This is a genomic window from Sphingomonas sp. BK069 (assembly GCF_014193405.1).
GTDB lineage: Bacteria > Pseudomonadota > Alphaproteobacteria > Sphingomonadales > Sphingomonadaceae > Sphingomonas.
Map to the genome: position 1 here is coordinate 100,747 of NZ_JACHZH010000004.1, position 25,964 is coordinate 126,710.

Annotated in this window: 25 protein-coding genes; 13 read left to right on the top strand and 12 right to left on the bottom strand. The window is 66.1% G+C overall.

Annotated elements, in window-relative coordinates:
* Positions 1-10: 10 nt before the first annotated feature.
* Together FHY02_RS14050 and FHY02_RS14055 are read left to right on the top strand one after the other, a co-directional pair.
* Positions 11-1,051, top strand: a complete 1,041-nt coding sequence (locus FHY02_RS14050; RefSeq protein WP_260172902.1) for an MBL fold metallo-hydrolase — start codon at positions 11-13, stop codon at positions 1,049-1,051.
* Positions 1,052-1,187: 136 nt separating this feature from the next.
* Complete coding sequence (locus FHY02_RS14055) at positions 1,188-2,477, top strand: beta-propeller fold lactonase family protein (protein WP_183923200.1); 1,290 nt, start codon at positions 1,188-1,190, stop codon at positions 2,475-2,477.
* 69 nt (positions 2,478-2,546) lie between these two features.
* Here the strand turns inward: FHY02_RS14055 and FHY02_RS14060 are convergent, their stop codons facing one another.
* From FHY02_RS14060 to FHY02_RS14070, 3 genes are all read right to left on the bottom strand, one after another.
* Positions 2,547-3,125: an energy transducer TonB gene (locus FHY02_RS14060; RefSeq protein ID WP_183923202.1), complete on the bottom strand. Its 579-nt coding sequence runs from the start codon at positions 3,123-3,125 to the stop codon at positions 2,547-2,549.
* Positions 3,115-3,804 (bottom strand): hypothetical protein, encoded by a 690-nt coding sequence (locus FHY02_RS14065; RefSeq protein ID WP_183923204.1) that lies wholly within the window; start codon positions 3,802-3,804, stop codon positions 3,115-3,117. Before FHY02_RS14065 ends, FHY02_RS14060 begins: the two co-directional genes overlap by 11 nt.
* A gap of 148 nt (positions 3,805-3,952) precedes the next feature.
* The gene (locus tag FHY02_RS14070) at positions 3,953-4,261 is read right to left on the bottom strand and encodes a hypothetical protein (RefSeq protein ID WP_183923206.1); all 309 of its coding nucleotides are present in this window, start codon (positions 4,259-4,261) and stop codon (positions 3,953-3,955) included.
* Positions 4,262-4,813: 552 nt separating this feature from the next.
* Between FHY02_RS14070 and FHY02_RS14075 the strand changes: the two genes are divergently transcribed.
* Together FHY02_RS14075 and FHY02_RS14080 are read left to right on the top strand one after the other, a co-directional pair.
* Positions 4,814-5,317, top strand: coding sequence for a MucR family transcriptional regulator (locus FHY02_RS14075; RefSeq protein WP_183923208.1), 504 nt, complete (start codon positions 4,814-4,816; stop codon positions 5,315-5,317).
* Positions 5,318-5,414: 97 nt separating this feature from the next.
* On the top strand, positions 5,415-6,242 hold the full coding sequence (locus tag FHY02_RS14080) for a hypothetical protein (RefSeq protein ID WP_183923210.1): 828 nt from the start codon (positions 5,415-5,417) through the stop codon (positions 6,240-6,242).
* A gap of 43 nt (positions 6,243-6,285) precedes the next feature.
* Here the strand turns inward: FHY02_RS14080 and FHY02_RS14085 are convergent, their stop codons facing one another.
* On the bottom strand, positions 6,286-6,837 hold the full coding sequence (locus FHY02_RS14085; RefSeq protein WP_183923212.1) for a transcriptional regulator: 552 nt from the start codon (positions 6,835-6,837) through the stop codon (positions 6,286-6,288).
* Between the two features lie 219 nt (positions 6,838-7,056).
* Between FHY02_RS14085 and FHY02_RS14090 the strand changes: the two genes are divergently transcribed.
* Positions 7,057-7,896: a hypothetical protein gene (locus tag FHY02_RS14090; protein WP_183923214.1), complete on the top strand. Its 840-nt coding sequence runs from the start codon at positions 7,057-7,059 to the stop codon at positions 7,894-7,896.
* 236 nt (positions 7,897-8,132) lie between these two features.
* The gene (locus FHY02_RS14095) at positions 8,133-8,387 is read left to right on the top strand and encodes a hypothetical protein (RefSeq protein ID WP_183923216.1); all 255 of its coding nucleotides are present in this window, start codon (positions 8,133-8,135) and stop codon (positions 8,385-8,387) included.
* 425 nt (positions 8,388-8,812) lie between these two features.
* Here the strand turns inward: FHY02_RS14095 and FHY02_RS14100 are convergent, their stop codons facing one another.
* Both FHY02_RS14100 and FHY02_RS14105 read right to left on the bottom strand, forming a co-directional pair.
* Entirely contained in the window at positions 8,813-10,282 is a 1,470-nt protein-coding gene (locus FHY02_RS14100; RefSeq protein ID WP_183923219.1) for a carbohydrate porin, read from the bottom strand.
* Between the two features lie 304 nt (positions 10,283-10,586).
* On the bottom strand, positions 10,587-10,871 hold the full coding sequence (locus tag FHY02_RS14105) for a hypothetical protein (RefSeq protein WP_183923221.1): 285 nt from the start codon (positions 10,869-10,871) through the stop codon (positions 10,587-10,589).
* 374 nt (positions 10,872-11,245) lie between these two features.
* Here FHY02_RS14105 and FHY02_RS14110 point away from each other — a divergent pair, with 374 nt between their 5' ends.
* Positions 11,246-14,326: a TonB-dependent receptor gene (locus FHY02_RS14110; protein ID WP_183923223.1), complete on the top strand. Its 3,081-nt coding sequence runs from the start codon at positions 11,246-11,248 to the stop codon at positions 14,324-14,326.
* Positions 14,327-14,632: 306 nt separating this feature from the next.
* Positions 14,633-15,412: a hypothetical protein gene (locus FHY02_RS14115; protein WP_183923225.1), complete on the top strand. Its 780-nt coding sequence runs from the start codon at positions 14,633-14,635 to the stop codon at positions 15,410-15,412.
* Between the two features lie 41 nt (positions 15,413-15,453).
* Here the strand turns inward: FHY02_RS14115 and FHY02_RS14120 are convergent, their stop codons facing one another.
* On the bottom strand, positions 15,454-15,819 hold the full coding sequence (locus FHY02_RS14120) for a hypothetical protein (RefSeq protein ID WP_183923227.1): 366 nt from the start codon (positions 15,817-15,819) through the stop codon (positions 15,454-15,456).
* A gap of 302 nt (positions 15,820-16,121) precedes the next feature.
* Between FHY02_RS14120 and FHY02_RS14125 the strand changes: the two genes are divergently transcribed.
* On the top strand, positions 16,122-17,189 hold the full coding sequence (locus FHY02_RS14125; protein ID WP_183923229.1) for a GGDEF domain-containing protein: 1,068 nt from the start codon (positions 16,122-16,124) through the stop codon (positions 17,187-17,189).
* A 108-nt stretch (positions 17,190-17,297) separates the two neighbouring features.
* On the opposite strand, the gene FHY02_RS14130 is transcribed toward FHY02_RS14125, so the two are convergent.
* Positions 17,298-17,630 (bottom strand): hypothetical protein, encoded by a 333-nt coding sequence (locus FHY02_RS14130; RefSeq protein ID WP_183923231.1) that lies wholly within the window; start codon positions 17,628-17,630, stop codon positions 17,298-17,300.
* A 217-nt stretch (positions 17,631-17,847) separates the two neighbouring features.
* On the opposite strand from FHY02_RS14130, the gene FHY02_RS14135 reads away from it, so the two are divergent.
* The 4 genes from FHY02_RS14135 (at position 17,848) to FHY02_RS14150 (ending at position 21,487) form a co-directional block, all read left to right on the top strand.
* Positions 17,848-18,033: a hypothetical protein gene (locus tag FHY02_RS14135; RefSeq protein ID WP_183923232.1), complete on the top strand. Its 186-nt coding sequence runs from the start codon at positions 17,848-17,850 to the stop codon at positions 18,031-18,033.
* Between the two features lie 270 nt (positions 18,034-18,303).
* Positions 18,304-19,719 carry a His-Xaa-Ser system radical SAM maturase HxsB gene (gene hxsB / locus FHY02_RS14140; RefSeq protein WP_260172903.1) on the top strand — a complete coding sequence of 472 codons (1,416 nt, stop codon included), beginning with the start codon at positions 18,304-18,306 and terminating at the stop codon, positions 19,717-19,719.
* Entirely contained in the window at positions 19,716-20,780 is a 1,065-nt protein-coding gene (gene hxsC, locus FHY02_RS14145; protein ID WP_183923234.1) for a His-Xaa-Ser system radical SAM maturase HxsC, read from the top strand. Before hxsB ends, hxsC begins: the two co-directional genes overlap by 4 nt.
* Positions 20,777-21,487, top strand: a complete 711-nt coding sequence (locus FHY02_RS14150) for a peptidoglycan-binding protein (RefSeq protein ID WP_183923242.1) — start codon at positions 20,777-20,779, stop codon at positions 21,485-21,487. Before hxsC ends, FHY02_RS14150 begins: the two co-directional genes overlap by 4 nt.
* 191 nt (positions 21,488-21,678) lie before the next feature.
* Here the strand turns inward: FHY02_RS14150 and FHY02_RS14155 are convergent, their stop codons facing one another.
* From FHY02_RS14155 to FHY02_RS14170, 4 genes are all read right to left on the bottom strand, one after another.
* On the bottom strand, positions 21,679-22,380 hold the full coding sequence (locus FHY02_RS14155; RefSeq protein ID WP_183923244.1) for an adenylate/guanylate cyclase domain-containing protein: 702 nt from the start codon (positions 22,378-22,380) through the stop codon (positions 21,679-21,681).
* 354 nt (positions 22,381-22,734) lie between these two features.
* Positions 22,735-24,234 (bottom strand): ThiF family adenylyltransferase, encoded by a 1,500-nt coding sequence (locus tag FHY02_RS14160; protein WP_183923246.1) that lies wholly within the window; start codon positions 24,232-24,234, stop codon positions 22,735-22,737.
* Positions 24,235-24,289: 55 nt separating this feature from the next.
* The gene (locus FHY02_RS14165; RefSeq protein ID WP_183923249.1) at positions 24,290-25,009 is read right to left on the bottom strand and encodes a hypothetical protein; all 720 of its coding nucleotides are present in this window, start codon (positions 25,007-25,009) and stop codon (positions 24,290-24,292) included.
* Between the two features lie 191 nt (positions 25,010-25,200).
* A complete protein-coding gene (locus FHY02_RS14170; protein ID WP_183923251.1) occupies positions 25,201-25,902 on the bottom strand; it encodes a hypothetical protein in 702 nt (233 codons plus the stop codon).
* Positions 25,903-25,964: the final 62 nt, after the last annotated feature.

Below are 25,964 nucleotides of genomic sequence, written 5' to 3' on the forward strand. Positions count from 1 at the left end.
CTCGGACATCTTGAAGCATAGTAACGGCGCCCAGACTGACGGCTCGAGACTGCTCGTCGTCCGACTGGCAAGTTCTTTCGCCCTCGATCAGGGCGGTGACGACGTCCGCAAGCAGAAGGAAACCACGACGATGAGAGTGCTGATCAAGGCGGTCCTGCTCGGTGGTGTAGTCAGCCTGGGCGCGCTGCCTGCGCTCGCACAGGAGACTCCATACGCTATGATCAACGCGGCGGCGCAGGCGTCGGCGGTGACGGTCACGCCTCTGCGCGGCGGCGTGTCGCTCCTGCAGGGCTCCGGCGGCAACATGGCCGCGTTCGCCAGTGCGGACGGCCTGTTCCTGATCGACGACGGGATCTCGATCTCGCGCGAGAAGATCGAGGTGGCGCTGCATGGCATCTCTCCTGCGCCGATCCGCTACGCCGTCAACACCCACTGGCACTGGGATCACGCCGACGGAAACGGCTGGGTTCACAGGGATGGCGCCGTGCTGATAGCGCATGCGAACACCGCCCGACATCTCACGCAGACGATCCGCGTCGAGGAGTGGGGCCATACCTTTACGCCCACCGAAAAGGACGGTCAGATCGCGCAGCTCGTCTCGAGCGAGAAGACGATGCAGTTCGGCGGAGACTCGATCCGGCTGCGGCCGTACATGCCTTCGCACACCGACGGCGACCTCTCGGCGTACTTCGCGAAGGCGGACGTCATGCTGACCGGCGACACTTGGTGGAACGGCCTATATCCCTTTATCGACTACGTGGCCGGCGGCAGCATCGACGGCATGATCCGCGCGGCCCAAGCGAACGTCGAGATGGCGGGCGTGAAGACGATCGTGGTTCCCGGTCACGGACCGGTCGGCGGTCGAGCCGATCTGGTGGAGTACCGGGACATGCTGAAGGCGATCCGTGCCAAGGTCGCCGCGCTCAAGGCGCAGGGCAGGACGCTGGACGAGACGATCGCGGCCCGCCCGACGGCCGACTACGACGCCAAGTGGGGGCAGGCGATCATCAGCCCAGCGCTTTTCACGACGCTGGTATACCGAGGCGTGTGATGCCTTCCCTTGAGACGAGCGGCTGCGACCGACAACGTCCGACCCGATCGGAGCTTCTCGCCGCGTCCAGCGGGCCGTGTGCATCGACGCGGGCCGGCCGGTGCAGGCTCCTGCCGGTACAACACGGAGCGCCGACATGAAGCGCCTCTTCCTTGCGGCGTCACTGATCGCCGGCGCGGCGAACGCGCAGTCGGCTCCCTGGGCTGCGCCGGCGGCGATCGAGCTCCCGCTGGTCGATGACCGGCCAGAGCCGGCGGCGTCGGGCGGCACTGGAAAGACGCAGGTGCCCTGGGGTCACCGCGCCATCGCTGTCAGCGCCCACGATCGGGTCTATGCGGCCGAGCAGCTCTCGAACACGCTCTCAGTGACCAATCCCGCCACCAACGAGCTTCTGGGCGTGATCAGGCTCGGCAGCCCGCAAGCGGCCGACCCACGTTCGCCGCATGAAGCGCAGGCGCTCGTCAGTGGCCTGGGTTTCTCGCCCGACGGACGCACGCTGGCGGTGGTGTCGATCGGATCCGACTCGGTGACCTGGATCGACACCGCCACCAACGCGATCAAGCACACCAGCTACATCGGCCGCAGTCCGCACGGGGCGTTCTTCACGCCGGACGGCAAGGAGGTCTGGGTCACGGTTCGCGGGGGGGATCATATCGCCGTACTCGACCCGCGCAGCTTCGAGGAGACCGGAACCATCAGGACGCCCGTCGGCCCGGGAATGACGATCTTCTCGCCCGATGGCCGCTATGGCTACGTCTGCTCCTCCTCCATCCCCGAACTGGTCGTATTCGACGTGGCGACGCACGAGCAGGTCGGGCGGGTCCAGCAGCCCAGCTCCTTCTGCCCGGATATCGCCGTCAGCCCGGACGGCAGGCAGGTCTGGTTCACGCTGAAGGACGTGGGCAAGACGGTTGCGTTCGATGCCAGGCCTCCATTCGCGGTCTTGAGGGTGATCGACACCGGACCGATCACCAATCACGTCAACTTCGCTGCCACCGCGAAAGGACAGTTCGCCTACGTCACCGTCGGCGGCCTCAATCAGGTGAAGGTGTTCCGGATCAGGGACTACAGGCAGGTCGCGACCATTGCGGTCGGAAGTCTGCCGCACGGTCTATGGCCTTCGGGCGACGGATCGCGCGTCTATGTCGGCCTGGAGAAAGACGACAAGCTGGCCGTGATCGACACCGCGACGAACAAGGTCACTGCCATGGTGCCGATCGGGCAGGCGCCGCAGGCCATCGTCTACGTACCAGACGCCGTGCCAGATGGCGGCTGCACCGCCAACCTGCAGCCGCTCGGCGCCGCACGCGAGACGGCGGGGCTCGCGTCCGAGCCGGATCACGCCGCCGTCTCGGCCGCTACGAGCGCGACCTCGCTCGCGCAGACCGTGGCTATGGCGCCGCTCCGCTCCAATGGTGAGCGATGACGACGTGAGTCCAGCAGTCGCAAACCGAAGGTCCCAGGGTGGCGCGCGTGCTGTTCAGCACGGCCTGCCTCAGGGCATCACCCAGCGGACCGGCAGCGTGTAGCTCGAGGACACCGGCGATCCGGAGGCGTCGAGCGCAGGCGAGAAGTATACACGCGTCGTCGCGGTCCTGCAGGTGGCGTCGTCGAGGTCGACGTTGCCGCTCGACGTCGTGATCTCGCATGCGCTCACCCGGCCGTCCGTGCCGACCGTCAGTCTGGCCACGACCCGCCCCTCTGCACCGGCCCGGATGGCGGCAGGCGGGTAGTTGTCCGCCGAGAAGAAGGCTCCGGGATTGCCGCGCAGCGAGGCCGCTCGACTGATCGCCGGAGAGACCGCGGGCGCCGCGGATGGCGCCTCCCCATCCTCGTCGTCACCGTCGTCGTCGCTCTCCGTTGGCACGTCGCTGCGATCGACATCCGTCGAGCCAGGACTCGACGTCTGGGTCGGAGCGCTCGCCGCCTCGCCACGATCCACACCTCTCGCCTCCATGGGGGCGATCTCCGCCCCGGCGTCGCCGTCATTGAGGGTCGTGTCCACTCCGCGCTCGGGAGCGGGCGGCCCCGAGCAGGAGGAAAGAGCAAGAAGGATCGCCAGACTACGCCGCATGTTCGGTCGGCTCCCCAGCCTTCACGCGAGCGGTTCCGATCAGGCGGAGGCTACGCTCGATCTTCACGAACAGGAATACGAAGACGATGAGGACGAAGCCCAGGAAGGCCGCGCCGGCGAGCGTCACCTGGATCCAGAACTTGGCGTTCGCTTCGGTCTCTCGAGCCTGACGTGCGGCGAGATCGGCGACGAAGCGCTCCCGATGCCACTGCAGAAGCTCGAGCACGCGCATCTCGGTCAGCGGCCTGCCTTTGCTGGCCGCAAGCTCCATCGCCAGGCTCTTCACGCCCTGACCGTAGGCAAGCGCCTCTCCCGGAAGCCGGTTCGCCTCGGCCTGCAGACTGCGCTCGAGGTCGGCCGCCGTCAGCGTACCTCGCTTGCCAAGATAGGTGACTATCGCCTTGGCTGCCTCGCGGATGCTCGGATCCACGTAGGACTCCATGTCACGTGTCAAAGTGTCCTGGCTCTCGGCCGTCGTGTCCGTGATCCTGCGCTCGGAGATGAACTCGCGCAGCGTCCCGCCGGTCGGAGGCGCCGTCTCGGTGAGCCCCGCCCATCGCAGCAGCTGGGGTACGCTGCTCGCGAGACCCCATGCGGTGAGCAGAAGCGCCACGCTGGCGGCGATCAGGATCACGACGCGAAGGACGCCCAGGTAGACGTTTTCCAGATTGGTCAGCATGTTGCTCCCCCCTCTCTCACACTATGCCTCGCCTGCGCCGAGACAAGCTGATCACTCCGAACCGAAGCGACTTGATCGCGGCACCTCCGCCCAGGCCGGGCGCTGCCAGGCCGCCCTGCCCCGCTCGCATCCCAGCTCCCGCGAAAGATCAGACCTTGTGCACCTGATCGAGGCCGCTGCCCGTCGCATCCGCTCGGAGCGACGCCCGGACCTGCATGCCCATGTCGGAAAGCGAGTACACGTAGCGGGACTGATCCTCGTCGAAGCGCTTCAGCAGGAGAGCCGTCATCGCGACGCGACGACGCCTTCGCGGGAGCCAGTGACAGAGGGCTGCGAGAAGCGTGCCACGCGTCCCAAGCTCCTCGCTGGAGGCCTCGGCGTCCGGGAATGCGGCCATGATGCGGCGTTCGCCCGCGGAGAGCAGACGGGCAATCTCCGATGCTTCTAGCTTTTCCATCCTGCACCTTCTGTGCCCGGACGGACATGCGTCGGGATCTCTCCGCCAAGCCTGATCGTCGGCGCTTCCACGGGCCCCCCTTTCTCCTGGCACGGCCAGCTGGCCCGACACCAGGAAGCGACCTGCCGTCGCGCCGCTGAGCCGCGGTCTCGCCGCATCGCTCCTGCCGCAAGACGAGCATCTTCTCCCTGCCATCTTTCCTGCTCCACAGCGGCGCCGTCTCGCGTCGCCGGAGTGGTTGGCTCGATCCGCGAGCCCGGACGAGCGCTACCTTGGTATGGCCGTTCTCTTTCCTCGACTGTTTAGGCGAAGTGGCCGCCGCGTCGGACTCCGTCGCATCGGCGCCAAGAACACAGCGACCGATGCCGTGCCCGTTCGGCATACGCATCACTAGGTCGCAGACGCCTCCAAGCCCTTTGATCAACCTTAAATCGTCCAGAAAGAATTGAGCGACCCGCATGTATCGAAGAAGGCTCCATTGTGAATGTTGGAGCCTGCGCTATGAAGTGGATACAGGCCGCTCAGGTCGGTGCAGGCAGAGGGGGAAGGCACATGGTGCATGACGATGAGGTTCTCGCGCTTGCGACCGATCTGACAGTGGCATGGATCGCCAATACAAACACGCGAACGGAGGCAGCTCAGGTTTCGCAGGTTCTGCAGTCGGTAGTGGACGCCCTGTCGATGCTCTCGGCGGGCAAGACCGAAGAGGAACCGACCACCGTCGCCACCCCGGCAGTGTCGATCCGCAAGTCGCTTGCAGACAAGAACCACATAATCAGCCTGATCGATGGTCGTCCGTACAAGTCTCTGCGGCGTCACCTCGCCGCGAACGGCCTGACCCCGGAGGAGTACCGGGCGCGGTACGGTCTGAAGCGCGACTACCCGATGGTGGCCGAGAACTATAGCGAAGCCCGGCGCGCGATGGCGAAGGAGCTCGGGCTGGGACGCAAGCCGGCAGCAGCAGCCGCCGAGAAGCCGTTGCAGGTCACGGCGGACGCGGAGACGAGGAAAGGATCCGGGCGTAGGCCAGGGACGCGCAAGCGGACGGTAGCCTGATCATGCATCCGCTCAGAGGCGTTCAGATTGAAATGAACCGCTGCCCGCTACTTCGTCTGTGTGAAGGCTCGCTCGGCAATATGACGGCCGACCTTCCTTGAGCACGCGCGAAGGCGATCGCGACGAGGTGCGCCCGGAGCAGTCCACCGACCCATCTGCATCTAGGGGCTGGTCACCTGGCAGGCTGATCACCTTCGCGCCGGTGCGGATCTCCTCCCTGCCCGACCTGGCGCTTCTGGCGGGAGGGGCGGGTGCCTGCCTGTATTTCTTCAGCCGCGTTCACGACGTGGTCTTCCTGTCGGGCTTCGGCCTGGGCGCGGGCGTGATGCCGGTCACCGCGCCGGACGCGATCGTGGATGGCCTCTCCGGCTTCGTCCTTACGCTGCTGTACCTGGTCGTTCCGGTCGCCTCGGCGTACCTGCTCTACGCCGGGCTGGTCATCGTGGTGCGCGCATGGCCGCTTGCCCGCAAAGCACCTGCGCCTTCGAAAGTGGAAACGTCGAGCAGCGGCATCGCCGGCTTTCTGCAGCGGGTTCGCTCGGATCCGCGAAATCCCCCGCTCTTTACGGCGCTGCTGCTGCTGCTGGCCGTTCCCTTCTGCTTCGTGGTCTGCGTCGCCGCGGTCGCGATCTCGGCGGAGATGGCGGCACGCAGGAACATCCGAGAGGCCGCGAACTCGGTGGGAGGGACATGCACGAAGTGCCTGATCTACACTGTGGGAAAACGTAAGGTGATAGGCAGGCCAATCGGCAGCACGCCGGAGCGGCTGTTCGTCCTGGGTCCCGGGCGAAGTGTGACGCCGCTCAGGATCGACGAGGTAGACGAGATCGCGCCGGCTCGCTCAGATATATCTCAGGGCACCAAGACGACCGCGCCGCTTCGTCGGCGAGGCGAGCGTGTCTCCTCGTCGCCTCCCCCGGCCTGACTGCGACTTCGCGGAGACGCGCGCGCGAACTCCGGCACGCGTCCTACGGCAGAGTCGTAACGAACAGCCGCGCCTCGTGACGTACTCTCAGCCATCTCTCCTGCTCCACCCGCGCGTCGGCAAGCGCGCGATGCGCCGGCGTGCCGTCAGGAGCCGATCCGAACCTCGCTACGAGATCGTGAACGACGGACTCGAGCTTTGCCTCGGCAAGCGCCGGTCCGAGGATCTCGGCTGCGGTCGCCCGCAGCGCCTCGTCCGTATCGCGCAGCCGCAGCCGGTGCCGGGGCTGCCCAGCCGCTCGCAGCAGGACGCTCAGCCACTTGCCGTCCCATGAGGGTGCGCTGGCGAACAGATCGTGTTCGGACAGCACCTCGACCATCCGCTCCGCGACGACGTCATGTGGCTCGCCTTCGGCCTCAAGGGTCGCGCGGCTGATCCCATGGATCCTCTCCGCAGCCTCGTCCCAATCCGTCCAGCCAGGTGCAGGTGCGATCAGGTGGCTCTCGCCACGGCCATCCTGGAACACCCATGCGACCTCCACGGGATAGCTGCGATCGGCGAGAGACGACGCCTCGAAGTCCAGGAACACCTTCATGGCACCCGCCTACTGTCATCTTCCCTCGACGCAACCCGCCCCGCACGGGCGCGCGCTCATGCGATCCTCGCCGCAAGGAGTCTCGCTCTCCTCCGATGCGGACGGGACGAAAGTACAGCGATTCCGCCGAAGCCGCTCGATCCGGATGAAATCGGCAGCAGCGACGGTTGTGGCCGCGCGTCGGCGCCAGCATAGTCGCGACGGGCGGGAGAATCTCTGATGGGCATTGCACGAGCATCGCGTGGCGGACTGCTGTCGATCCTCGTCGTGGCACTGCCGGCGGGCTCCTCCGCGCAGGACGTCGCCAACTTCGACAGCGCGGGCGTCGTACTCGGCAGCGATCTCCAGCAGGCCACGGCGGCGCTGAAGGAGCGAGGCTTCGCCGTGAGCCAGATGGTCGCCACGTACCCCGTCGCGAAGGACACCTCGTTCGTACAGGCGCTCACCGCGGAGAAGGAGGACGAGGTCACGCGCGAGAACGTCGTCGTGCGCCTGGACGAACCGCCGTCCGAGAGCCGCGCCTTCCTTATCTGGCGCTCCATATCCTTCAAGCCCGGCAAGGCGCCCACCGTCGAGAGCTATAGGGCGGCCGTCCGCGAGAAGGCAGGCAACGAGACATACTGGCACGACGAGCGCGGCTCTGTGATCGAGCAGTACGTGCAGTGGTCGAAGTCCGGCAAGAAGCGCGGCGGCCTGTTCAGGATGATGGACTCGCTCCCCTCGAGCTATCCCAACGCCTGCGTGGTCGGGATCGGCGTATCGAAGAGCGACGAGGCGATCCGCGCGAAGGTCCGATATCCCGAGTACGGCAGGATGGGAGGCAACGGACCGCCGCCGGTCGCCGGCGTGATCGTCCCGCAGGAGCGCTGCGCCGCCGGTCTCGTCGTTCGCTACTTCGTCCCCGATCGCGCGACCGGCCTCGTGAGCCGCGTCGACCTCCTGCTGATCGACCAGGCGCGGTCGGAGGCGATGGTGGCCAGGCGGGACAAATTCCTCGAGGAGCGTAGGGTTGCTCAGGTGAAGGCCGCTCGCGACGCCGGCGGAAAGCCGGTTCTATAACCGGCCCAGGACACTGCCGCGGCTACGATCGACCTTTGCCGAAGCGCCGACCAGTCGCAGAAGAACGCTTCGCACATGCCCGCTTGCAGAAGTTGAGAGGCGTCGAACGGTGCGGTCGCGCTAACGCTCCATCGCAGATAAGCCCCTGATGCCGATCAACTTACGCATCCGTACCCGTGACCCGTCGTATCTGAGAGCGCGGCTGGGAGAGAAGACGCGTGACGGAACGACAACGGGTGAAACGCAACCTGCCCGTCGAAGGAGGACGCCGGATACTTCTGTACTTCTGGGGGCACGAGACCGCTCCGCGGATCCGCAATTTCGTCTGTGTCGACGCGCATGACGCGCTGGTCTGGCAGGCAGAGCTCCCGCCGTCGACCAGCCCCGACTGCTTCGTCTCAATAGATCGGTCGGGCGATGTCATCGAAGCGAGGACCTACCGGGGACAGGCGCTGACGATCTGCACGAAGACGGGTGCGACGCTGTCCTGATCCATGCCGCAGGCTCCGAACGATCCGGCTTCCGGCGAGCTCTCGAGCTGCCGCAGATGAAGAAGACGTCCTTGCTCCACGAGGTGACGCATGATCCGTCATATTGCCTCTTTCCGTCCTCGATGCTGCGCGCTCAATCGTCGCGCGTATTTCGGCACAGAAAGTCGACGTGCGCGGCAGCCCGCGAAAGCGGATAGACCACAGCTCGCTGGCGCCAGCCCAGCAGCGCGACCATTGCGTATCGTAGTGGCGGCTCTCCCACAGCTCCTCGGCCAGCCGCTCGACGAGGCCGTCGCGATCGGTCGTGGTGCAAAGCACGCAGCCAGCGGCGTTGTGACCGAGGGCGACTCGAGAAATGATCGAGAAGTACGACGGGCCTTCCCACGCTCACGTCGCGGTTCGACGACATGGCGCGCGGCCGGACGCTACAGCGTGACCGCGGCCTTGAGACCCACCACGCCGACGTCATCTACGCGGCGCAGCCCGCCCGGCTGGTGGATCCATTGCACGTTCGGACGAAGCTCGAGCCATTCGGTCGGGTGAAGACTGTAGTACACCTCCGAGGCGTATTCTGCGTCACGCACCGGCGTGCCGGGCACGAGCGCATCCGCGCGCGCGGCACGCCCGTTGACGTTGGTGCGTGCCAGCGCAACCCCGAGCACGTCGCCGGGCAGCGCGGGCACGAGCCCCTTGTAGAAGAGTCCGAGCGCCACCTGATTGTCGGTGACCGTCGTCTTCCGATCCGTCTGAGTGACGTTGAGAAACATGCTAAGCCCAGTAAGGGCCTTGCCGTCCTTCGACGCTCCGGTGAGCTGCTGCTGGACCGACACGTACACGCCGTAGCGGCTCGAGCGGCGAAGCGGGTCCGTGCCGGTGAGCACGATCGGTCGGCGGTCGCCATCCAGGTACACGTCGTCGCCGTCAGCGGTCGCGAGCCAGCCGCCGACCTTGTACGAGCCGACGCGGCCATCGTCCCCGCCTCGCGCGAAGCCCGCCTCCACCGGAATGAGCACGCCGGTGGCACCCTTGAAGCGGCCGACGAAGAAATCGTTATCGAGGTTGCGCGGATTGATCTCGTAGACGGCGCCCTGGACGTAGTGGCTGTCGTCGACCGCCAGGCGGACCCGAGCGCCCCACTGGCTCACCGGCCAGTTGTACCAGTAGTCGCCTGCGAGATTGCCCGGCTGCGCGCCGCAGAAGCTCAGGTTCATAAAGTGGCATGAGAAGGCGGCGAAGTCCTCGCCGGCATTGGTCCGCCCGACCTTCATCTCTACATGTTCGCCCAGCTTCTGCTCCCACCAGAACTGCGTCAGGCGCACCGTCTGGCCACGGCCGTACACCTCCTGTACCTGCTGAAGCGTCTTTAGCCCGGCGTCGGTGGTGAGATCGTAGCCGCGTCGCCACGTCACCGTGGCCTGGAACGCGCCACCCGTCAGCCCCACCAGCTTATCCAGGTCGAGCAGTGCGCCGACGTCGAACTGGCCGGTTTCGCGGAACAGCTTCCGCTCGCCGCCGGCGACATTGTAGCCGCTCTCCGACGCGTAGCGTGCGGTGAGGCCGATGCCGCGGCGGCCGAGCCTCGTGCGTATCTCCTGCCAGTCGCCGATCAGCCCGGCGGGGGGCGAGCTCTGCGTATCACCGACGAGCGACGATGGCGACGTGTCGCTGGCTCGCCGGCGAAGCGGAGCGCGAGGACGGCGCTGCGTGTCCGCCGACCGTGTCGCGGTGGCGGGATCAGGAACGGCGGCGTCCGCTGCGGGCGCAGGGTTCTGCGGCGTGGCCGCCTGTGCCGCGTCAGCCGGCGGCGATGCTCCCACGTCCACCTGCTGGGAATGCGCGGCGCCGGCAAGCGGCAGGGTCGCCGCGGCAACCGCGGCGGAAATCAACTTTCTCATGGAGCCCTTGAACACATATCGTTGCGGCTGGGCAACGAGCCATGCACAAGATCGGTCCTAGCTCCGGCACGTGGACGACAGCGACGCGCCAGCCGCATGGTCGCAGCCCTTCTAGATGCGCCTATCTCTGATGCGGCTCTTGAAGCCGTTCGTCAGGCCAGCGGCGAGCCCTCATCGTCACCTTATAACTAAGCCGCGAAGCCGTGCAGCCCACCTTCGACGCAGTCGCTGGCATCGCGCCCAGAATCGAACGTGCAGATCTACTGGCCCGATTACACCGCCTGAAAGTCCGTCGGAGAACGCGTCAGGCGCTCCGCGCGGCGGTATCCGGCAAGCGCCCGGCGAGTTCATAAATGCCTGCACCGTGGAAGGCCGGAACCGAGGCTCCGTCGATCAGGATCGGGCGTTCCGGTGTCAGGACTGCCGCCTCGCGATGAGCGGGGTCGAGCGTCAGCCAGGCCCGGACCGCGCCCTCCAGGCTCGTGACTTCCGCGAGGTCATCGTCCCCTCGAGGTACGTTCTCCAGCGCGGCGCTCATCCGCCAGTCGATCGTCGGCGTCCCGCTGTCGCCCCACGTGGCCTCTGCCATGCTGCACTCCGTCTCTTCTCAGCTGATCCAGCGAGCGCTCCCGCGTAGATGAAGTTCCAGTGCCACGACATCGACAAGCGGACGCCGGCCTCGGCGTGGAGGACGCCGTCTTCAGGACAGCAACATCAGCCATCGACTTGCTACATTCGACAGTTCCCTACGCCGCTGATTTTGGCGTGATCCTCTCGACAGGTCATGTCACGGCATCCGCCGACGAGCAGGTCGGGAATTGAGATGCCTCCCGCGGCCGGGCGGCCACGAGCGCTCCGCGCCGATCCAGGCACTCGGTTCGGCCAGCCGCATGGAAGCCTTCTCGGAGATCATTGGCACCATTGACGGCATACTTTGGTGTTCGTCTTTGTTAATCGATTGTAATGGATTGTTTCCAGATTGATCGCGCCGTAGGGGCCGGAGACACGGTCAGGACGGCAGATCGGGCTTGCTTCGCATCACGCGGTCATGCCGCATTCGGCATCGCTCCCGATCCAGGTTTCGGAGGGAAGATGATGCGGTATCTCAGGCCCGTGCTGCTCGGCGCGGCATCGCTCGCCTGCCTGGCGGTGGCGTCGGGTGCGGGCGCACAGACGTCTCAGGGAGTCCAGGACAGCAGCAACGCCGGCACGCCCGACGCGACCGACGCGGTTCCGCTCCAATCCGATCCTGCGGTCGCCGGAGCGCAGACCGCCTCGCCGGCTGCCGATGGCGCCCCTGCAGCAGGCGGCGAGGTCGTCGTGACCGGCATCAGGGCCAGCCTCGCCTCGGCGTTGGCGACGAAGAGACGCGCCGGCAACGTCGTCGACAGCATCACGGCGGAGGACGCGGGCAAGTTCCCCGAGAACAATCTCGCCGAGTCGCTTCAGCGCATCGCAGGCGTCTCGGTCGTGCGCAGCTTCGGCCTCGGCCAGCAGGTCTCCGTCCGCGGGCTCGGCCCGGACTTCACCAACGTGCTGCTCAATGGCCGTTCCCTGCCGTCGGACACGGGTGCCTTCGCGCCCGATGGCGGCGGCCGCGGGCGCAGCTTCAACTTCGACGTGCTGCCGTCCGAGATGATCTCGCGGCTCGACGTCAACAAGACCTCGCTGCCGCAGCTGACCGAAGGCGGCATCGGCTCGACCATCAACATCATCACGCCGCGGCCGCTGGACGGCGACAAGTCGTACGCAAGCCTGACCGTCCAGGGGAACGTGGTCTCCAAGGTCGATACCGTCAGGCCCACCGCCAGCGGCATCGCGTCATGGCAGAACGGCGATCGGACGTTCGGCGTCGCCGTCTCCGGCTCCTACACCGACCTGCGCGCCTCCGAGGACTACATCCGGGTCGGGCAGTGGGATGCCGGCGCGTTCAACGTCATTTCGGGCGGGACCGCCAACCCGGTCGTCTCGCCGCAGACCTTCAAGGGGCCACGGCAGATCAGCTACGGCGTCGTCCGCGGCGGGACGAAGCGCTACTTCGGCAGCGGCAGCGTCCAGTGGAAGCCGACGGACAAGCTGCTGCTCACCGCGGACGGCTTCTATTCCGAGCTTCACCAGCGCATCTCGGATTCGATCCTCAACCCAATCTTCGGCAACACCGTCGTCGACCCGGTCGTGAGCAGCAACGGCGTGCTCGTGTCGGGTACCTATCCCGGTCAGACGTTCCTCGGCAGTCCTGGGGTGGCCGCGGCTCTGGCGGCGGCACGGGACGCGAACGGCGCCCCCTTATCGGTCGTCCAGCCGCAGACGCTGTCGGTGGTTCGGGCGCGCGACCGGGTCGCCAAGAGCTACGACATCGGCCTGAACGCCAGGTGGGAGCCCACAGACCAGCTTACGCTGGAGGGTGACGCTTCCTTCGCGAAGTCGACCGGCAACAAGCCCGACGACCCCTACATCCTTGTCGGCAATTACGCGCAGAGCAGCATCGGCTACCAGCTCAAGGATGGCAATCCGCTCGTCACCGACAACGACGCCGTCCTTGGCGATCCATCGCTCGCACGGATCGGTACGTTCCAGAACTACGGCCAGCGCGTAGACGACAGAATCGACGAGGGCCGCTTCTTGGCGCGCTACAGGTTCGATGGCTCCTTCCTCTCGAATGTCGAGATCGGCGGAGACTATCAGGATCATCTCAAAGGCCTGAAGGACTACTCGAACCCGTCCGACTCGTACAACACGCTGACATTCCCTTTTCCCACCTCGCTGTTTCGGCCCGTCTCGCTCGGGAGACACTTCCTGAGCGGGGATGCCATCCCGCCGGCGAACAGCTTCATCGGCTACGATCCGGCGCAGCTCGCCGCCTACCTCTCGCAGGCGGCTCAGCTGAACAGCCGTGGCAACTACAGCAGCAGCTACCTTCCGCAGACGGACGCGGCCGGGAATGTGTCGTGCACCGGCAACTGCGCGCTGATCGCGGCGGATCCTGCGCGGCCGGGCGGCCCCTTCGCGCTGGTCAACAATCCCGGCGGCAGTTTCGCCACCCAGGAGAAGGTCGCTGCCGGCTACGTCAACGCGGCCTGGCGCTGGAGTCGCCTATCCGGGAACGTCGGCGTGCGCGTTGTCCACGTAGACACCCTGTCGACGGGTTTCGGACAGACGGTGACCGGCTTCCAGGCCGGCCCGTCCGGCAGCTACACCTTCGTCTACTCGCCCGCGACCGAGCTGTCGGGGAAGGCGAACTACACGAGCGCGCTGCCGTCGGGGAACATCCGTTTCGACCTGACCGACCGCCTTGTGCTGCGTGCGGCCGCGTCGCGCACCCTGACGCGCGCGGACCTCAACGACCTGCGGTTCGGAGACAACTGGTCCGGCTCGGTCGGCAACCTCTCGCTGGCGCGCGGCAATCCCGGGCTCAAGCCCCAGTTCGGCAACAACTACGACCTGTCGGCAGAGTGGTACATCTCGTCGATCAACTACGTGTCCGCGGCCGCCTTCCGCAAGGACCTGCGCGGGCTCTTCCAGGCGGTGACAACGGAGGAGACGATCCCGGGGGCGCCCGAGACCGTCTTCGTCACGCAGACCCGGAACGTGAGCGACGCGCGCGTGCAGGGCGTCGAGGTGGCAGGACAGTACGCGCTGGACGAGCGGTTCGGCTGGGCACAGGGCTTCGGCATCACCGGCAACTACACGCACGTCGAAGCGCGCACGTCGACCTGCGGCTTCACCGGCCTGTCGCCGGACACGTACAACGCGAGCGGCTTCTACGACAACGGCAGGATCCAGACCCGCCTGTCGTACAACTGGCGGTCGAAGTGGATCACGAGCTGCAACTTCGACAACGAGGGCGTGCCGCAGTATCACGCCGCCTACGGGCAGCTCGATCTCGCGCTCCGCTTCAATCTCAGCGACACGCTGCAGATCTTCGCGGACGCCACCAACCTGACGAACTCGAACAACTTCCTGTATGCGGGGACGACCGACCAGTTCATCGAGCGCAACGTGAACTACAGCCGCTTCGACCTGGGCTTGCACATCACTCTATGAGGCCAGGCGCTCGGGCGCGCTCCTGCGTGCCCGAGATGGCGCCCGGCCGAGCCAACCCGTCTCATCGGTCTTCGCCCCTGCCTCGAGCAGCTTCCGCACGGCTACGAACGCTGCACGTCGACGGCGGCGAGCAGCTTGATCATTGTCATGGGTCCATCGGTGCGAGGCTTCTGCCGAAAGCCGCTCAACGAGGCTTGGCGAGTAGCTTCGAAACGGTGTCGCATTCGGGACGCAACATGCGAGCAGGGCAAGGACGACCTTGCGTTGACCGGCGACGAAGCTAGTCACGTCGGCCAGGGGGAAGTCATGAGCGTCGAGATCATCCAGATTCGCGAAGGCGAAGTCGAAGGCTGGGGCGAATGGGCGTTGCGGCAGGCGAAGGAGCGACCTTACTTCGCCGCGCTGCTGGCGCCGGTTGCAGTCGTGGCGACTCCCGCAATCGCGACGACCGGCCTCGCCCTCGGCGTCGCCACCGCGAGCGGAGTCGCGGTCGCAGCCGCCGGGGAGGTGATCTTCGGTCCGGGCACCCAGCCCAAGGTGACCTACCTCTCCGAGGAAGAGGCGGACGGCATCATCGACGCTCACGACCAGCCGCTCGTGCGCGGCGTGACCTATCTCCGGCACCCCAAGCGGAGCCAGCAGTCGGTCATCGTGCGGTCAGCCGAATTCCACGGCTACATCATGAGCCAGAAGGTGGCGGAGATCATCGACTACATGCGCGCCGAGACGAGGCTGGAGGCTCTCAGCATTCTCGTCCGCTCGACCGACAGCAAGCACGCGGTCGTCGGGGGCCATCTCGAGGCGATCTCCGGCAAGGTCGGCGCGGAGCTGAAGAACCAGCACGAGCGCAGGCTCAATCTCACCTACGCGAGCCCAGCCCGGCAACCCCGCCGTCAGCCGTACATCTGGATCGACGACTTCCCGGAGGTGGTCGCCGCCACGCGCAATGCCCGAAAGGGGACGATGAGGTTCGTCCAGTCGACGGACATGAAGTTTGGACTGACCGGCGCAGCCGCCGACATCGTGAACGTGGAAGCGGGCTGGCTGCAGAACTTCGTCATCGAGGTCGAGGCCCGCTTCGCCTGAACGAGCGGCGCACAATTCGGGCCGCGCAGGACGGGTCTGGCTCAGGCCCGACCCATGGGCGTGAGTATCTGAGCCTCCTCTCGCGCGACGTAGCTCTGCAGCGCTTCGATCAGCTTCCTGAAGCGGATCGCGAACTCGGATGGCTCTCGGATCAGCCTGGACGAGGGCCACTCGCAATTGCAGGTCGCCAGATCGGCTCGCCACGCAAGCAGTTCCCGCTGCATGGACGACGCCAGGTCGGAAGGCACGATCCCGGCCCGTACGGCGTCCTGGATCGCCCTGCCCTCCTCGGCGCAGTGGCTGTTAACGAGCCGGGCGAACTGAAGACGAAGTCGCGCGATCTCGTCTGCACGCTCGCATGCGTCGTGGCGTGCCAGTGCGATGATCGTCGATGCAAGGCCGATCATGTGCCTGTGCTCGTCCGCGTGGATCGAAGCCACGTGTCCCCCCTAGCTCTGTCCCCCCGGCGAAGGTGCATGGCGGAAGTTAACGGCGGCGTGACCTATGGCTTCTCGCCCGTCCGATTCGACCAACGTCGGTCGATCGGGCGCTTTCCTGCCCGCGGTCGGCGCCCCGCGTTCGGATCACAGGCCGAGCCCAGTCGATCCATGTTCGCCTTCTTTCAACGCTTTTTCTCTAGCCGGACAACGTGAACAGCCCCGCTTCCACTATCTCTCCGCGAGATCATCCCGATCCATATGTCGAGCGGGTGCTGAGCCTGTTTGCCACGCGCATGCCGGCCACGATGATGAGCCTGCTGTTCGTCGCCGTGGCGACGCTCGCGTCGGCTCGCACTGCCGATCCTCTCGTCATCGTCCTCCTGTGCGCGGGGACGATCGTCAGCGCCGCCCGTCTCGAGCTGCTCTTCCGTGGAAGGTCGACCCACACCGTCGTGACGACGACGTGCGACGCGGCCAGGCGCCTGGAGCGGCGCTATGCGTGGTGGTACCTAGCGTTTGCCGTGATCTTCGGCTGCTTTGCCGCGAGAACGACGTTCCTGCCCGATCCGGCTCTCCGCACTCCCGTTGCCATCCTCGTGGTCGGCTATGCGGCCGGCGCCGTGGCGACCGCGGCTCTGCGCCCTGCGATCGCCGTCCCCAGCGTTATCGTGGCCGTCATGCCGACAGCCACGGTGCTCGCGTCACGTGGAGACGGTCCGGACGCGGTCTCGTGCGTCTGCCTGCTGGCCCTGCTCGCCGGCGGCCTGCGGAGCCTCTCGCGCCGTCATGACGCGCAGAGGCGACAGTCTGCGATCAGTCTCGCCTTCGCGGCCTTGGCACGACGTGATCATCTGACCGGTCTGCTGAATCGCCTCGGCCTCGTCGATGACGTAGCTGCGCTCGAGACCGCCCCCGCGCCGATCAGAAGGTACGCCGTCCACTATATGGATCTCGACGACTTCAAGGCGGTGAACGACGCGCTCGGCCATGCTGTCGGCGATGCTCTGCTGCGGGCGGTAGCCGAGCGGCTGCTGGCCGTCACGTCGAGGTACGACATCGTCGCGCGGCTTGGCGGGGACGAGTTCGTCGTGATCCAGGCCGCAGCCGAAAGCCCTGATATGGTGGCTACGCGTGCGCTCTCGATCGAGCGGGCGGTCGAGCAGCCTATCGAAGCAGCCGGCCACGAACTGCGCGTTCGGGTCAGCGTGGGTTCGAGCCGTATGTCGGTCCATGCGGCAGAGTTCGACGAACTCCTCGCGCAGGCGGATCAGGCGCTAGGCGAGAAGAAGGTCTCGCGTAAGAGCGACAGGCCGCGTTCGCTGGCTCGCTGCGCCTGATCATCTCAGGTGTAAATCGCGCGGCATGTGGCGTTGGTCCCGTCCTGGACGGCGATCCTTGAACTCGATGAAGGCCGTTGCAGGATCGCCTGCCCAGATTGCGAACCGCTACTGCCCGGATAGGTTATCCGCAGCGTCGTCCAACGCCGCCTCGGAAGGCTCCGACTCCGCGGTCTCCGCTTCGACCTTCTTTGCAGGCAGCGTCTCACCCACCTTGCTCCAGCGCACGTCGGCGTCGGCGGGTGCGCTTCCCGCCTTTATGGCGGCCGCCAGATACCGTCCGGCCGCAGTTTCACTCTCGAACCAGGTCGCAGCCTCGTCGGAGATGGTCGCATCGTCCAGCAGCCCGGCGGCCGATGCATCGAAGCCGCCGCATCGATCCAGATCGTTCCAGGCGAAGCGCCGCTCGAGCGACGCATAGCAGTTGCGGCTGTAGATCATCGCTCCGGACCATCCGTCTGCGGCCCTCATGGAGGCGAGCGCCCGCGCACCTGTGGCCACCTCGGCTCGGGACAGCGGCTCTACCGTGGCGGCAGTCTGAACCGCGGCCGGGACCGGAATTGGTGGCGGCGGAGCGGGAGTGTCCACGAGCGAAGTCGGCTCACTTTCGGCGGTACGACCGCTACCGCTACGCCCTGCATAAGCGGCCAGGCAGAGCATGACGACGACTGCAATCGCGACCAGCTTTCCGCAGCCGCCGCCGGAGGATCCCCGCGACTTCACCGCCGGAGGCAACGTTCCGTTCTTCGGCATGCGAGCGATACTCTCAGCAAGCGCCGTCGATCTGTGGATCGCGGAGCTCTCGTCGTTGACCTTCGAGCAAGAAGCCTACCTGTGCGATTGATCGGCGCAAGCTCGCGCGAAAGCTCGATCAATCCGAAATGACATGTACCGGCTTAGCCTTCTTGCCTTCAGATCGCCTAGCAGCGTAAGTCTCGGGCGGGGAACGCGAAATGTTAGAGAACGAGCCGCGGGCCAACGTGCCTGTCTTGACCGATGCCGCCGCGAGTGTCGGGCGTGCCGCTTGGATTATCGAGGCCGTGCGGGCTGCGAACGAGAGGCTCTTCGCACAGGCTCACGCCCACCGCAGTGATGTGCGGAAGGCGCTTGGGCTATGACATCGACGATTGCGATGCGCGCGTGGCCGCTGGCCGACGATCATGCGCTTCTTGTCGGTGACGGTGGAGCCTTCGCGTGCGCACCGCTCGACATGCTGACGAGGATAGCCGGCGGTGACGAGAGCGCGCAGGACGTGGCAGCTCTCGAGAGAGCGGGACTCGCGGTTTCAGTGGACGATCCGCTAGGCTGGATGTCGCATCTTCACGCCGTCGCTCGGCGGCGCGACGTGGCCGGCACGCTCGACTATCTCATTCTAGTCCCGACGCTGCGCTGCAACCTGAACTGCAGCTACTGCCAGGTGTCGCGCGTCGCTCAGACGAAGGTCGGCTACGACTGGTCCGACGAGACGCTTGCCGACGTGCTCGCACTGCTCGACTCGCTTCCGGGCGATCGCATCAAGATCGAGTTTCAGGGCGGAGAGCCGACGCTCCGTCCCGATCTGATCAGGGCCGTGATCGCCAGGACGGAGCGATTCGGCGAACGCCAGTTCGTGATCTGCACGAACCTGCAGCGGCTCGACGACGAGATCTGGGCCATTCTCCAGCGCGACGACGTATTCGTCTCGACCTCGCTCGACGGCGCGTTCGAGACCCACGCTCGTCAGCGGACCGGCTCCGTCGGCGACACGACGAACTATTTCTCCAATCTCGACGAGGTCCTGGCGCGTCTCGGGCCGGAAAAGGTATCCGCCCTTCCCACGATCGATCCGCAGGCGCCTCCTGATGCAGCGCAGCTGATAGACGCCTACGCCTCCCGCGGCCTCGCCAGCATCTTCCTGCGGCCGATCAACTATCAGGGCTTCGCTCGCAAGCGCCACGCGCAGTCTCGGGAGCAGGACGCCTCCTGGCACGCCTATCACGAACGCTTCGTGCGCGAGCTGATCGCGCGCAACTGGCGGAACCGCGACGTGGTGCTGGAGGAAACCTACTTCTCCATCATCCTCCGCCGAATCTTCCAGCCGGGGGCGGACCGTCACGTGGATCTGCGCAACCCGAACCCGATGGGTGTCGACTACGTCGTCGTGGACCATGACGGACGCGTCTTCCCGACGGACGAGGCGCGTATGCTTACGCGATCCGGCGTGATCGATCTGGCGATCGGCACGGTGAGTGGAGGCTGGGACGGGCCTGCGCTGCAGGCGCTGAACGCCCATGCCTCGAACGACGACGATCCTGCGTGCGGCCGCTGCGCGTTCCAGCCATTCTGCGGGAGAGACGTCATCGACGACGTCGCACGGTACGGGCGGATCGATAAGCCCCGACACGAAACCGCCTTCTGTCAGCGCCACCAGGCGATCTTCGATCTCGCGTTCCGGCTGATCTACGAGGACGATCCTGCCGTCCGCCATTCGCTTGCCCGATGGCTGCGCCTCCCCGGCACGCCGAGTCGCATGGGACAGCTGCTGGCATGATTCCTCTCGCGCTTCTCGCGACGTGCGAGGCGGAGGAGCCGTTCGTCGTCCGGCTTGGTGAGGACGACGGCGTTCTGCTGATCGACGACGACCAGGAAGGGGCGACGTTCGCCACCCCCTTCGGGCTCCTGGCAATCGACGGCGCCTCCGCGGGCGACCTCCGTGGAGACGTCGTCATGGTGAACCCGCGCGAGGGCCGGGTGGACCGGCTGCTCCGCGCAGGGTCTCCGCACAACACGCTGCTGGTCACGGAGCGCTGCGACCAGCTCTGCGTGATGTGCTCGCAGCCGCCTAAGAAGACGCACGTCGACCGCTTCGACCATCTGGAGGCGGCAGCCATGCTGGCAGAGCGCGACTCGGTGATCGGCATAACCGGAGGCGAGCCGACTCTGTACAAGGAGCGGTTGCTGACGCTGCTGGAGAACGTCCTGTCCGCGCGGCCCGACCTGTCCTTCCATGTCCTCACCAATGGACAGCACTTCGAAGCCTACGACGTCGCGAGACTGAGGGGCAAGGTCTTCGCTCGGGTAACGTGGGGCATCCCGCTCTATGCACCGGAAGCGGACCTTCACGACCGCATCGTGGCCAAGCCGGGTGCCTTCGTCCGGCTGGAGCGGAGCATGGCACATCTAATGGCAGCGGGAGCGGCAGTCGAACTCCGGACCGTGCTGCTCGCGTCGAACTTCGACGCGCTGCCTTCGCTCGCCAGGTACGTGGTCACCCGGCTCGCCTTCGTGAGGACGTGGTCGATCATGCAGCTCGAGAACATCGGGTTCGCCCGGGCACGCTGGCACGAGCTGTACGTCGACCATACCGACCGCTTCCAGCCGGTGGCGGATGCGCTAGACCTCGCGGCCCTTCACGGGGTCAGATGCAGCCTCTTCAACTTTCCCCGCTGCACCGTCCCTGCCGACTACCGGGAGCAGGCGCCCGCCTCGATTTCGGATTGGAAGCGCAGGTACGCGCCTGCGTGTACGGGCTGCAACGAGCAGGCGAACTGCTGCGGCTTTTTCGAATGGCACCCGGAGGAGTGGATGAAGACCAGGGCCGTGGCGGCATGAGGCGACTGCATTTTCTGATTTCGAGCCTGGCAGCGGCGGGGTTCACGGGGCAGGACGCCATGGCGTTGCCGCCCACACCTCAGGACGCACCTCCCGCGGATGGCGATCAGCCTACGCTGTTCGACCTGTTCAGGCAGGGGCATGCGGTGACGCTGGCGCAGCACCGCAGCCACAGCAGCCATTCGAGTCACTCTAGCCACCGGTCGGGCAGCGGAGGCCACTATAGCCACACGAGCCACCGATCGAGCACGGGTGGGTACGGCTCGCCTTCGTACACGCCCGCTCCCGTCTACTCCCCTGCTCCCGTCTACACGCCGCAGCCCGCGTACACGCCGCCGCCGGCCTACACGCCTCCGCGAAGCGTTCCGCGCTCTCGGGTCTACACTCCTCAGGCACGCTCCACGACCCCCGAGCCTCGACCAACCGAGGAGTTCGGTCAGGACGCACTTGCCGGCAGCACCGGCGCGACGGGTGCGCCGGAGCCGAAGCTGCCGGCGCTCAGCGGTCGCACGAAGCGCTTCGAGCAGATCGTCAAGCGGGTGCAGATCGCGCTTCTCGCGCGCGGCTTCTACAAAGGCCCGATCGACGGCGCCGTGGGTCCTGCCCTTCGCGCCTCGATCCGCCTGTTTCAGGCGGATAGCTTGCTGCCGGTGACGGGTACGATAACGACCGCCGTTCTCGACACGTTACGGATTGCAAGCGAGTAGATGAACGGTAGGAAGCCAAGCTGGCCCAAGATTGACACTAATCCGGCAGGCATGCAGCTCCGAGCGTTAGATGTCTGGCCACTCTCCGCGCCCTTTTTAGCACATGGCGCTCCGCTGTTCGCGCTTGCGAGCCCAAACAGCATTCACATTACAATGATGCTTGTATTGCCGACAACGCTGCCAAGAGCCATCTATGCCAAGCTCCAGTGCCAGTTAGATCTGTAGACGAGCTGATTGTTCATCGATGACCACAGGTGTGGCGCCCACATATCCTGTCGTGGATCACCTCCATATCTAGTTTCGTCAGATAGCCTTCTATAAACATCTTCGGTGATCCAGGTCGGCGTCGTGCTACTCTCGTTGCTGAGCTTGGCGGCGTAGTTGGCCGCGCGGCCTACCCAGACCAGGTCGTTTGCCCCGCGAACACCAGTCTTTGCGGCCATGACCGGAGAATGGTCGATTCCGCAGGTGTGCGCGATGCTGTAGGTTGCGGTCGGATACTGCCTCTGGAGCCGCGGCTGTATGATGTTGTCGCATGCCCAGTGCAGCTGGAGAGCCGTCTTGACGGCATCGCTGCTCTGCGACTTGCCGACATAGACGGCCATGATCCTGTCGCCGTCGTAGGCTGTGATCGTGCCGCCTCGCGATCGGATGAGCTTCGCGGCGACGAGAAGAAAGGTCTTGTAGATCTCTGCTGCGAACTCGCGACTCCATCCGTCGACGAGGCGGGTCGATGCCGCCAGATCGGCATAGAGCACCGTCGCGTCGAGCGAGCGCCCCGTGTTGGAAAGCGTCAGGTCGGTGCTTTCCGGGACTACGACACCGTCCGTCACGCTCCAGGGATCGCGGAAGATCTTCGCGACCGCTTCGTCGAGGTCTGTACGGAGGGTCACGGCAGATTGCTCCTAGCAGATTGGTAGTGGCTACTTTCTAGCCTGTTCGTCCGAGCAGCCGCGCGCCGGCTGCTACCGGTCGCCGGTCGGCGCTCGTTAAAGCCCTGGGGGGGCGTGCGCCCCGCCCTCGGTGGAGCACGTCACCTTTGGCATAGGCTTGGACTCGTCCGGATATCCGACCCCCTGAAGACGACATCCCGTCGGCATCGACATGACGGAACGAGCTCGCCCAGGCCCGTGTGGCTACCCGTTGTTAGGGCCGAGCTCCCGCATGTGCTTTCTCAGCTCGTCTCGGCTGGAAGCCTTCCATGTTCGCGTGGCAGTCACAGAAGTCCAACCGGCGGCGGCCGGCACTCAGCTTCGGGTTGCCGCCCCCCGTGAGGCGTCGAGCATGGACGATGCGCCGCGCCGATTGTCGGCTGTATGCACGCGTCCGGACTCGACGTCGAAGACGCTCTGATGCTCTCCGCCTCCATCGCGATAGAAGCCGAGGTGGCGTTTCCATCTCGTGACGGCCAGCGCTGCGTTGAGCGCGTTGAGGTCCGCTACCTGGACGTTCGTGCGGTAGGGATCGTCAGTCCCGCCGCCGGCTCCCGGAATGCACTCCCGGGCGAGAGCGCGGGTTTCCTGCGTACTCGTGGTCGTCCGCACGAGGCCGAAGATGCCCTCGGATGACACCTCGAGGCCGATGCCGGCGTCGATGAAGGGCACGCCTGCACGCGCCAGCCGGTTGCAAATCGCCTTCTTGCTACCGACCTCGTCGATGCACAGGAACACGAAGTCCATGCGATCGAGAGCGGAAAGCGAGCCCTGCTGCACGCGGCCGCGGTGCGCGACGATGCCGCGGTGCATGCGCGAGTACACGGCGGCGAAGTGGTCTACCTTGGCCCTACGCAGGCGAAGATCGTCCAGGGAAGCCGCCCCCGGCGCCCTGAAGGCGTTGTGCTGGTCGAAGGTGTCGTCGTCGAAGAGATGGATGGATCTGACAGGGCTCTTGCTCACCAGATCCAGGACGTACGAACCCGTTCCGCCGAGGCCGACGATCGCGATCGTCTGCCCTTCCAGCCTTCGCGACAGGTCCTCCGTGCCGGCGCGGCTCGAGGCCGTATCGACATAGTGGAACGGCGAGCCCTCATTGTGGTCCTCGATGACGCGCCCCTCTACGCGTGCCGTACTTGTCGGTTCGATCAGGACGGCCTGTCTCCCCATCAGGTTGACGTAGGAGGTCACGAGTTCGTGATAGTCGCGGAACTCGCGATCGAAGGGCCGGTGACAGAGGAAAAGCTGTCCGGGCACGCCGTACTCGCTTGCGTTCACGCCGACGAGTCCTTCCCCGGTGGCGGAATGCGGAGTGCCGCCGATCCACCGCACGTGGTGTTCCGTCGGAGGAACGGTCACGTCGGCCGACATGCGGAGAGGCACGACGAGGGTGCCGAGTTGGACCTCGCGTCTGCAGGTGACGTAGGGCACCCTGCGGACGTGGAGCGCTCCGGCCTCGACTGCGATGTCGTAGCCCTCCTGTCTCAGCCGGGCGAGGTCGTCGCTACGACGCGATCGTGCGGGCGACGACAAAGGTCTCCCCCGGGCGAGTTCCGTCCTCTGATATCGCGTCAGAAGTCCCTCCGGGGCGCTCAGGGGACCACCTCGATAGGTGACGGTCAGCGCATGCCCCTCGGCGGCCCGAAATTCGGGGAAGGCGAGCAGCACGAGCTGGTCGTGCTCCACGGTGTCGCCCTCGACGAAGTGACGGCGACCGTTCACGACGATCTCCTTCGTCGCGCCCACAGGCGCCATCATGCGTCCGCCTGCGCGCCGACCATCCGCGGGCACCAGGCCACGTTGTTCTTCGTCCATCGAACTTCTCCCTTGCTGGTGTATGTAGCGAAGCCGCTCTCGTAAGACGGCGATCTCATCGTAAGCTCACGTTCGCGGCGTGCAGGAGATGCCTTCTCAGGTCGATCTCGAGCCGATCGGCGCTCGCCCTCTCGAAGAAACTCCAGGTGCGGTCATCGTCGGTCAACGATGCGAGCACCGGCGCGACGTCGGAGACCTCCACCTCGGCGTCCTCCAGGACCTCGAGTGCGGCCGCCAGGACGCGAAGACGGCGGTGCGGCGGCTCAAGTGGCACGGCGATCCGCAAGGGCGCGAGACGCGTGTAGAGCGCGCTGGGCAGCGAGTGCTCGCTCGTGGCGGCGACCATCCACGAGATGGAGCTGAGATCCAGGACCGCGCCGATCGCCTGGCAGTACCAGCGCGACGAACTCTCGCGATCGAGCAGGTCGCCGAGTGCGAGCGCCACGTCCTCCGGCGCCTGCTCCGCCCCCAGCACCAATATGATCGGGTTGGCGCAGCCGCTCGCCGCAAGCGCGATCACGGGGTGAGGCGGAAACCGGACGTCGGGTCCGCGGGGGGCGGATCGGCTCAGCGCTCCGCTCTGTAGCGTTCCGACGTCCATGGTCACGAACGGCACACCAGCCAGACGGGCGAGACGTCGCGCTACGAACCGAGCCTCGTCCGGGGTTGCACCCGTGAGGGCCAGCGGCGGTAGCCAGAACCACTGCCGTCCCGACATCGTCTGATCACGGCACGCTTCGGCCAGCAGGGCGCCCAGATCCGGAATCCAGTCCATGGCCGCGAAGCTGGCTATACCATCCGGCTTGAGGCAGCCGCCTCCAGAAAGCGGCAGCGGTCGGTCGAGACCCAGCGCAGGAACGCCTCTGTCAACCGCGCGGGCGACCGTCTTCAGGCCGTGACCCGCCGTGAGCGGCGCCGCCTTCCCAGCGTCGCGTGGGGCGGAACCGACCTGAGCCTGCGCCTCGCTCACAGCTCGTCCCCCCGCCAGAAGCGCAGGGGTCGACGGCCACCGGCGCCCAGACCCGCCTTCTTGATCCGCTTCTCGGTATCCTGCATCTCGCGCAGGAGCATGCGCTCAAGCGCCGCAGCGCCGTTCTCATCGACGTAGGCAGCGAAGTCGCCAAAGCGGTGTCTCTGCTGTACCCACCAGTCGCGAAAGCGCTCGCGCTCCCACTTCTCGCGGAACCGCATGACGAAAAATCCCTCCTTGTGGCCGCCTCGTCTCATGTCCACGCAGTAGTGCTGGTCGTCGTCGACCAGGTAGCTGGAGATCTCCTTCTCGCGCTCGCGCGCCCCGCGCTCCTTCTGCCGTCGGCGCAGGAGCTTTTCCGCGCTTCTGCTTCGCGATTCCGTCACTTCCTTGATCGCTCTAGCGAGCAGCCGTTCGTGTCCCGTCAGTGCCGTGAGGCGACCCCAGAGCTGCCACTGCTCCCGGCGGTCGCGCATCCAAACGAGCACGTCCCGGGCGAGCCGCGGCCGTTCGAGGTTACATCGCCAGATCACCCGCTCCGACACGACGAAGCTGCCGGCGAGGAACAGCTGGACGAAGCAGATCGAGGCCGACCCGTCCTCGAGACGGGACTCGAAGCCGACGGCGAAGCCGCCGGCACCTTCCGGCGCCGCGTCCCAGGGTGCCCAGCTCCCGTCGCAGATTCGTGCATGTTCCATGAGCGAGATTTTCGCCGTTGTCGGCGCGTGTCGCCAGCTTTTCGCAGGCGCAGTCCGGTGAC

Bases quoted from the DNA above. Each gene is read 5' to 3' on its own strand.
- FHY02_RS14090 (WP_183923214.1), top strand. From the start codon at position 7,057: ATGGGCATTGCACGAGCATCGCGTGGCGGACTGCTGTCGATCCTCGTC.
- FHY02_RS14075 (WP_183923208.1), top strand. From the start codon at position 4,814: ATGGTGCATGACGATGAGGTTCTCGCGCTTGCGACCGATCTGACAGTG.
- FHY02_RS14105 (WP_183923221.1), bottom strand. From the start codon at position 10,871: ATGGCAGAGGCCACGTGGGGCGACAGCGGGACGCCGACGATCGACTGG.
- FHY02_RS14060 (WP_183923202.1), bottom strand. From the start codon at position 3,125: ATGCGGCGTAGTCTGGCGATCCTTCTTGCTCTTTCCTCCTGCTCGGGG.
- FHY02_RS14085 (WP_183923212.1), bottom strand. From the start codon at position 6,837: ATGAAGGTGTTCCTGGACTTCGAGGCGTCGTCTCTCGCCGATCGCAGC.
- FHY02_RS14160 (WP_183923246.1), bottom strand. From the start codon at position 24,234: ATGGACGAAGAACAACGTGGCCTGGTGCCCGCGGATGGTCGGCGCGCA.
- FHY02_RS14110 (WP_183923223.1), top strand. From the start codon at position 11,246: ATGGATTGTTTCCAGATTGATCGCGCCGTAGGGGCCGGAGACACGGTC.
- hxsB (WP_260172903.1), top strand. From the start codon at position 18,304: ATGACATCGACGATTGCGATGCGCGCGTGGCCGCTGGCCGACGATCAT.
- FHY02_RS14065 (WP_183923204.1), bottom strand. From the start codon at position 3,804: ATGCTGACCAATCTGGAAAACGTCTACCTGGGCGTCCTTCGCGTCGTG.
- FHY02_RS14070 (WP_183923206.1), bottom strand. From the start codon at position 4,261: ATGGAAAAGCTAGAAGCATCGGAGATTGCCCGTCTGCTCTCCGCGGGC.
- FHY02_RS14135 (WP_183923232.1), top strand. From the start codon at position 17,848: ATGACGACGACTGCAATCGCGACCAGCTTTCCGCAGCCGCCGCCGGAG.
- FHY02_RS14100 (WP_183923219.1), bottom strand. From the start codon at position 10,282: ATGAGAAAGTTGATTTCCGCCGCGGTTGCCGCGGCGACCCTGCCGCTT.
- FHY02_RS14130 (WP_183923231.1), bottom strand. From the start codon at position 17,630: ATGATCTACAGCCGCAACTGCTATGCGTCGCTCGAGCGGCGCTTCGCC.
- FHY02_RS14115 (WP_183923225.1), top strand. From the start codon at position 14,633: ATGAGCGTCGAGATCATCCAGATTCGCGAAGGCGAAGTCGAAGGCTGG.
- FHY02_RS14120 (WP_183923227.1), bottom strand. From the start codon at position 15,819: ATGATCGGCCTTGCATCGACGATCATCGCACTGGCACGCCACGACGCA.
- FHY02_RS14170 (WP_183923251.1), bottom strand. From the start codon at position 25,902: ATGGAACATGCACGAATCTGCGACGGGAGCTGGGCACCCTGGGACGCG.
- FHY02_RS14150 (WP_183923242.1), top strand. From the start codon at position 20,777: ATGAGGCGACTGCATTTTCTGATTTCGAGCCTGGCAGCGGCGGGGTTC.
- hxsC (WP_183923234.1), top strand. From the start codon at position 19,716: ATGATTCCTCTCGCGCTTCTCGCGACGTGCGAGGCGGAGGAGCCGTTC.
- FHY02_RS14165 (WP_183923249.1), bottom strand. From the start codon at position 25,009: ATGGACTGGATTCCGGATCTGGGCGCCCTGCTGGCCGAAGCGTGCCGT.
- FHY02_RS14055 (WP_183923200.1), top strand. From the start codon at position 1,188: ATGAAGCGCCTCTTCCTTGCGGCGTCACTGATCGCCGGCGCGGCGAAC.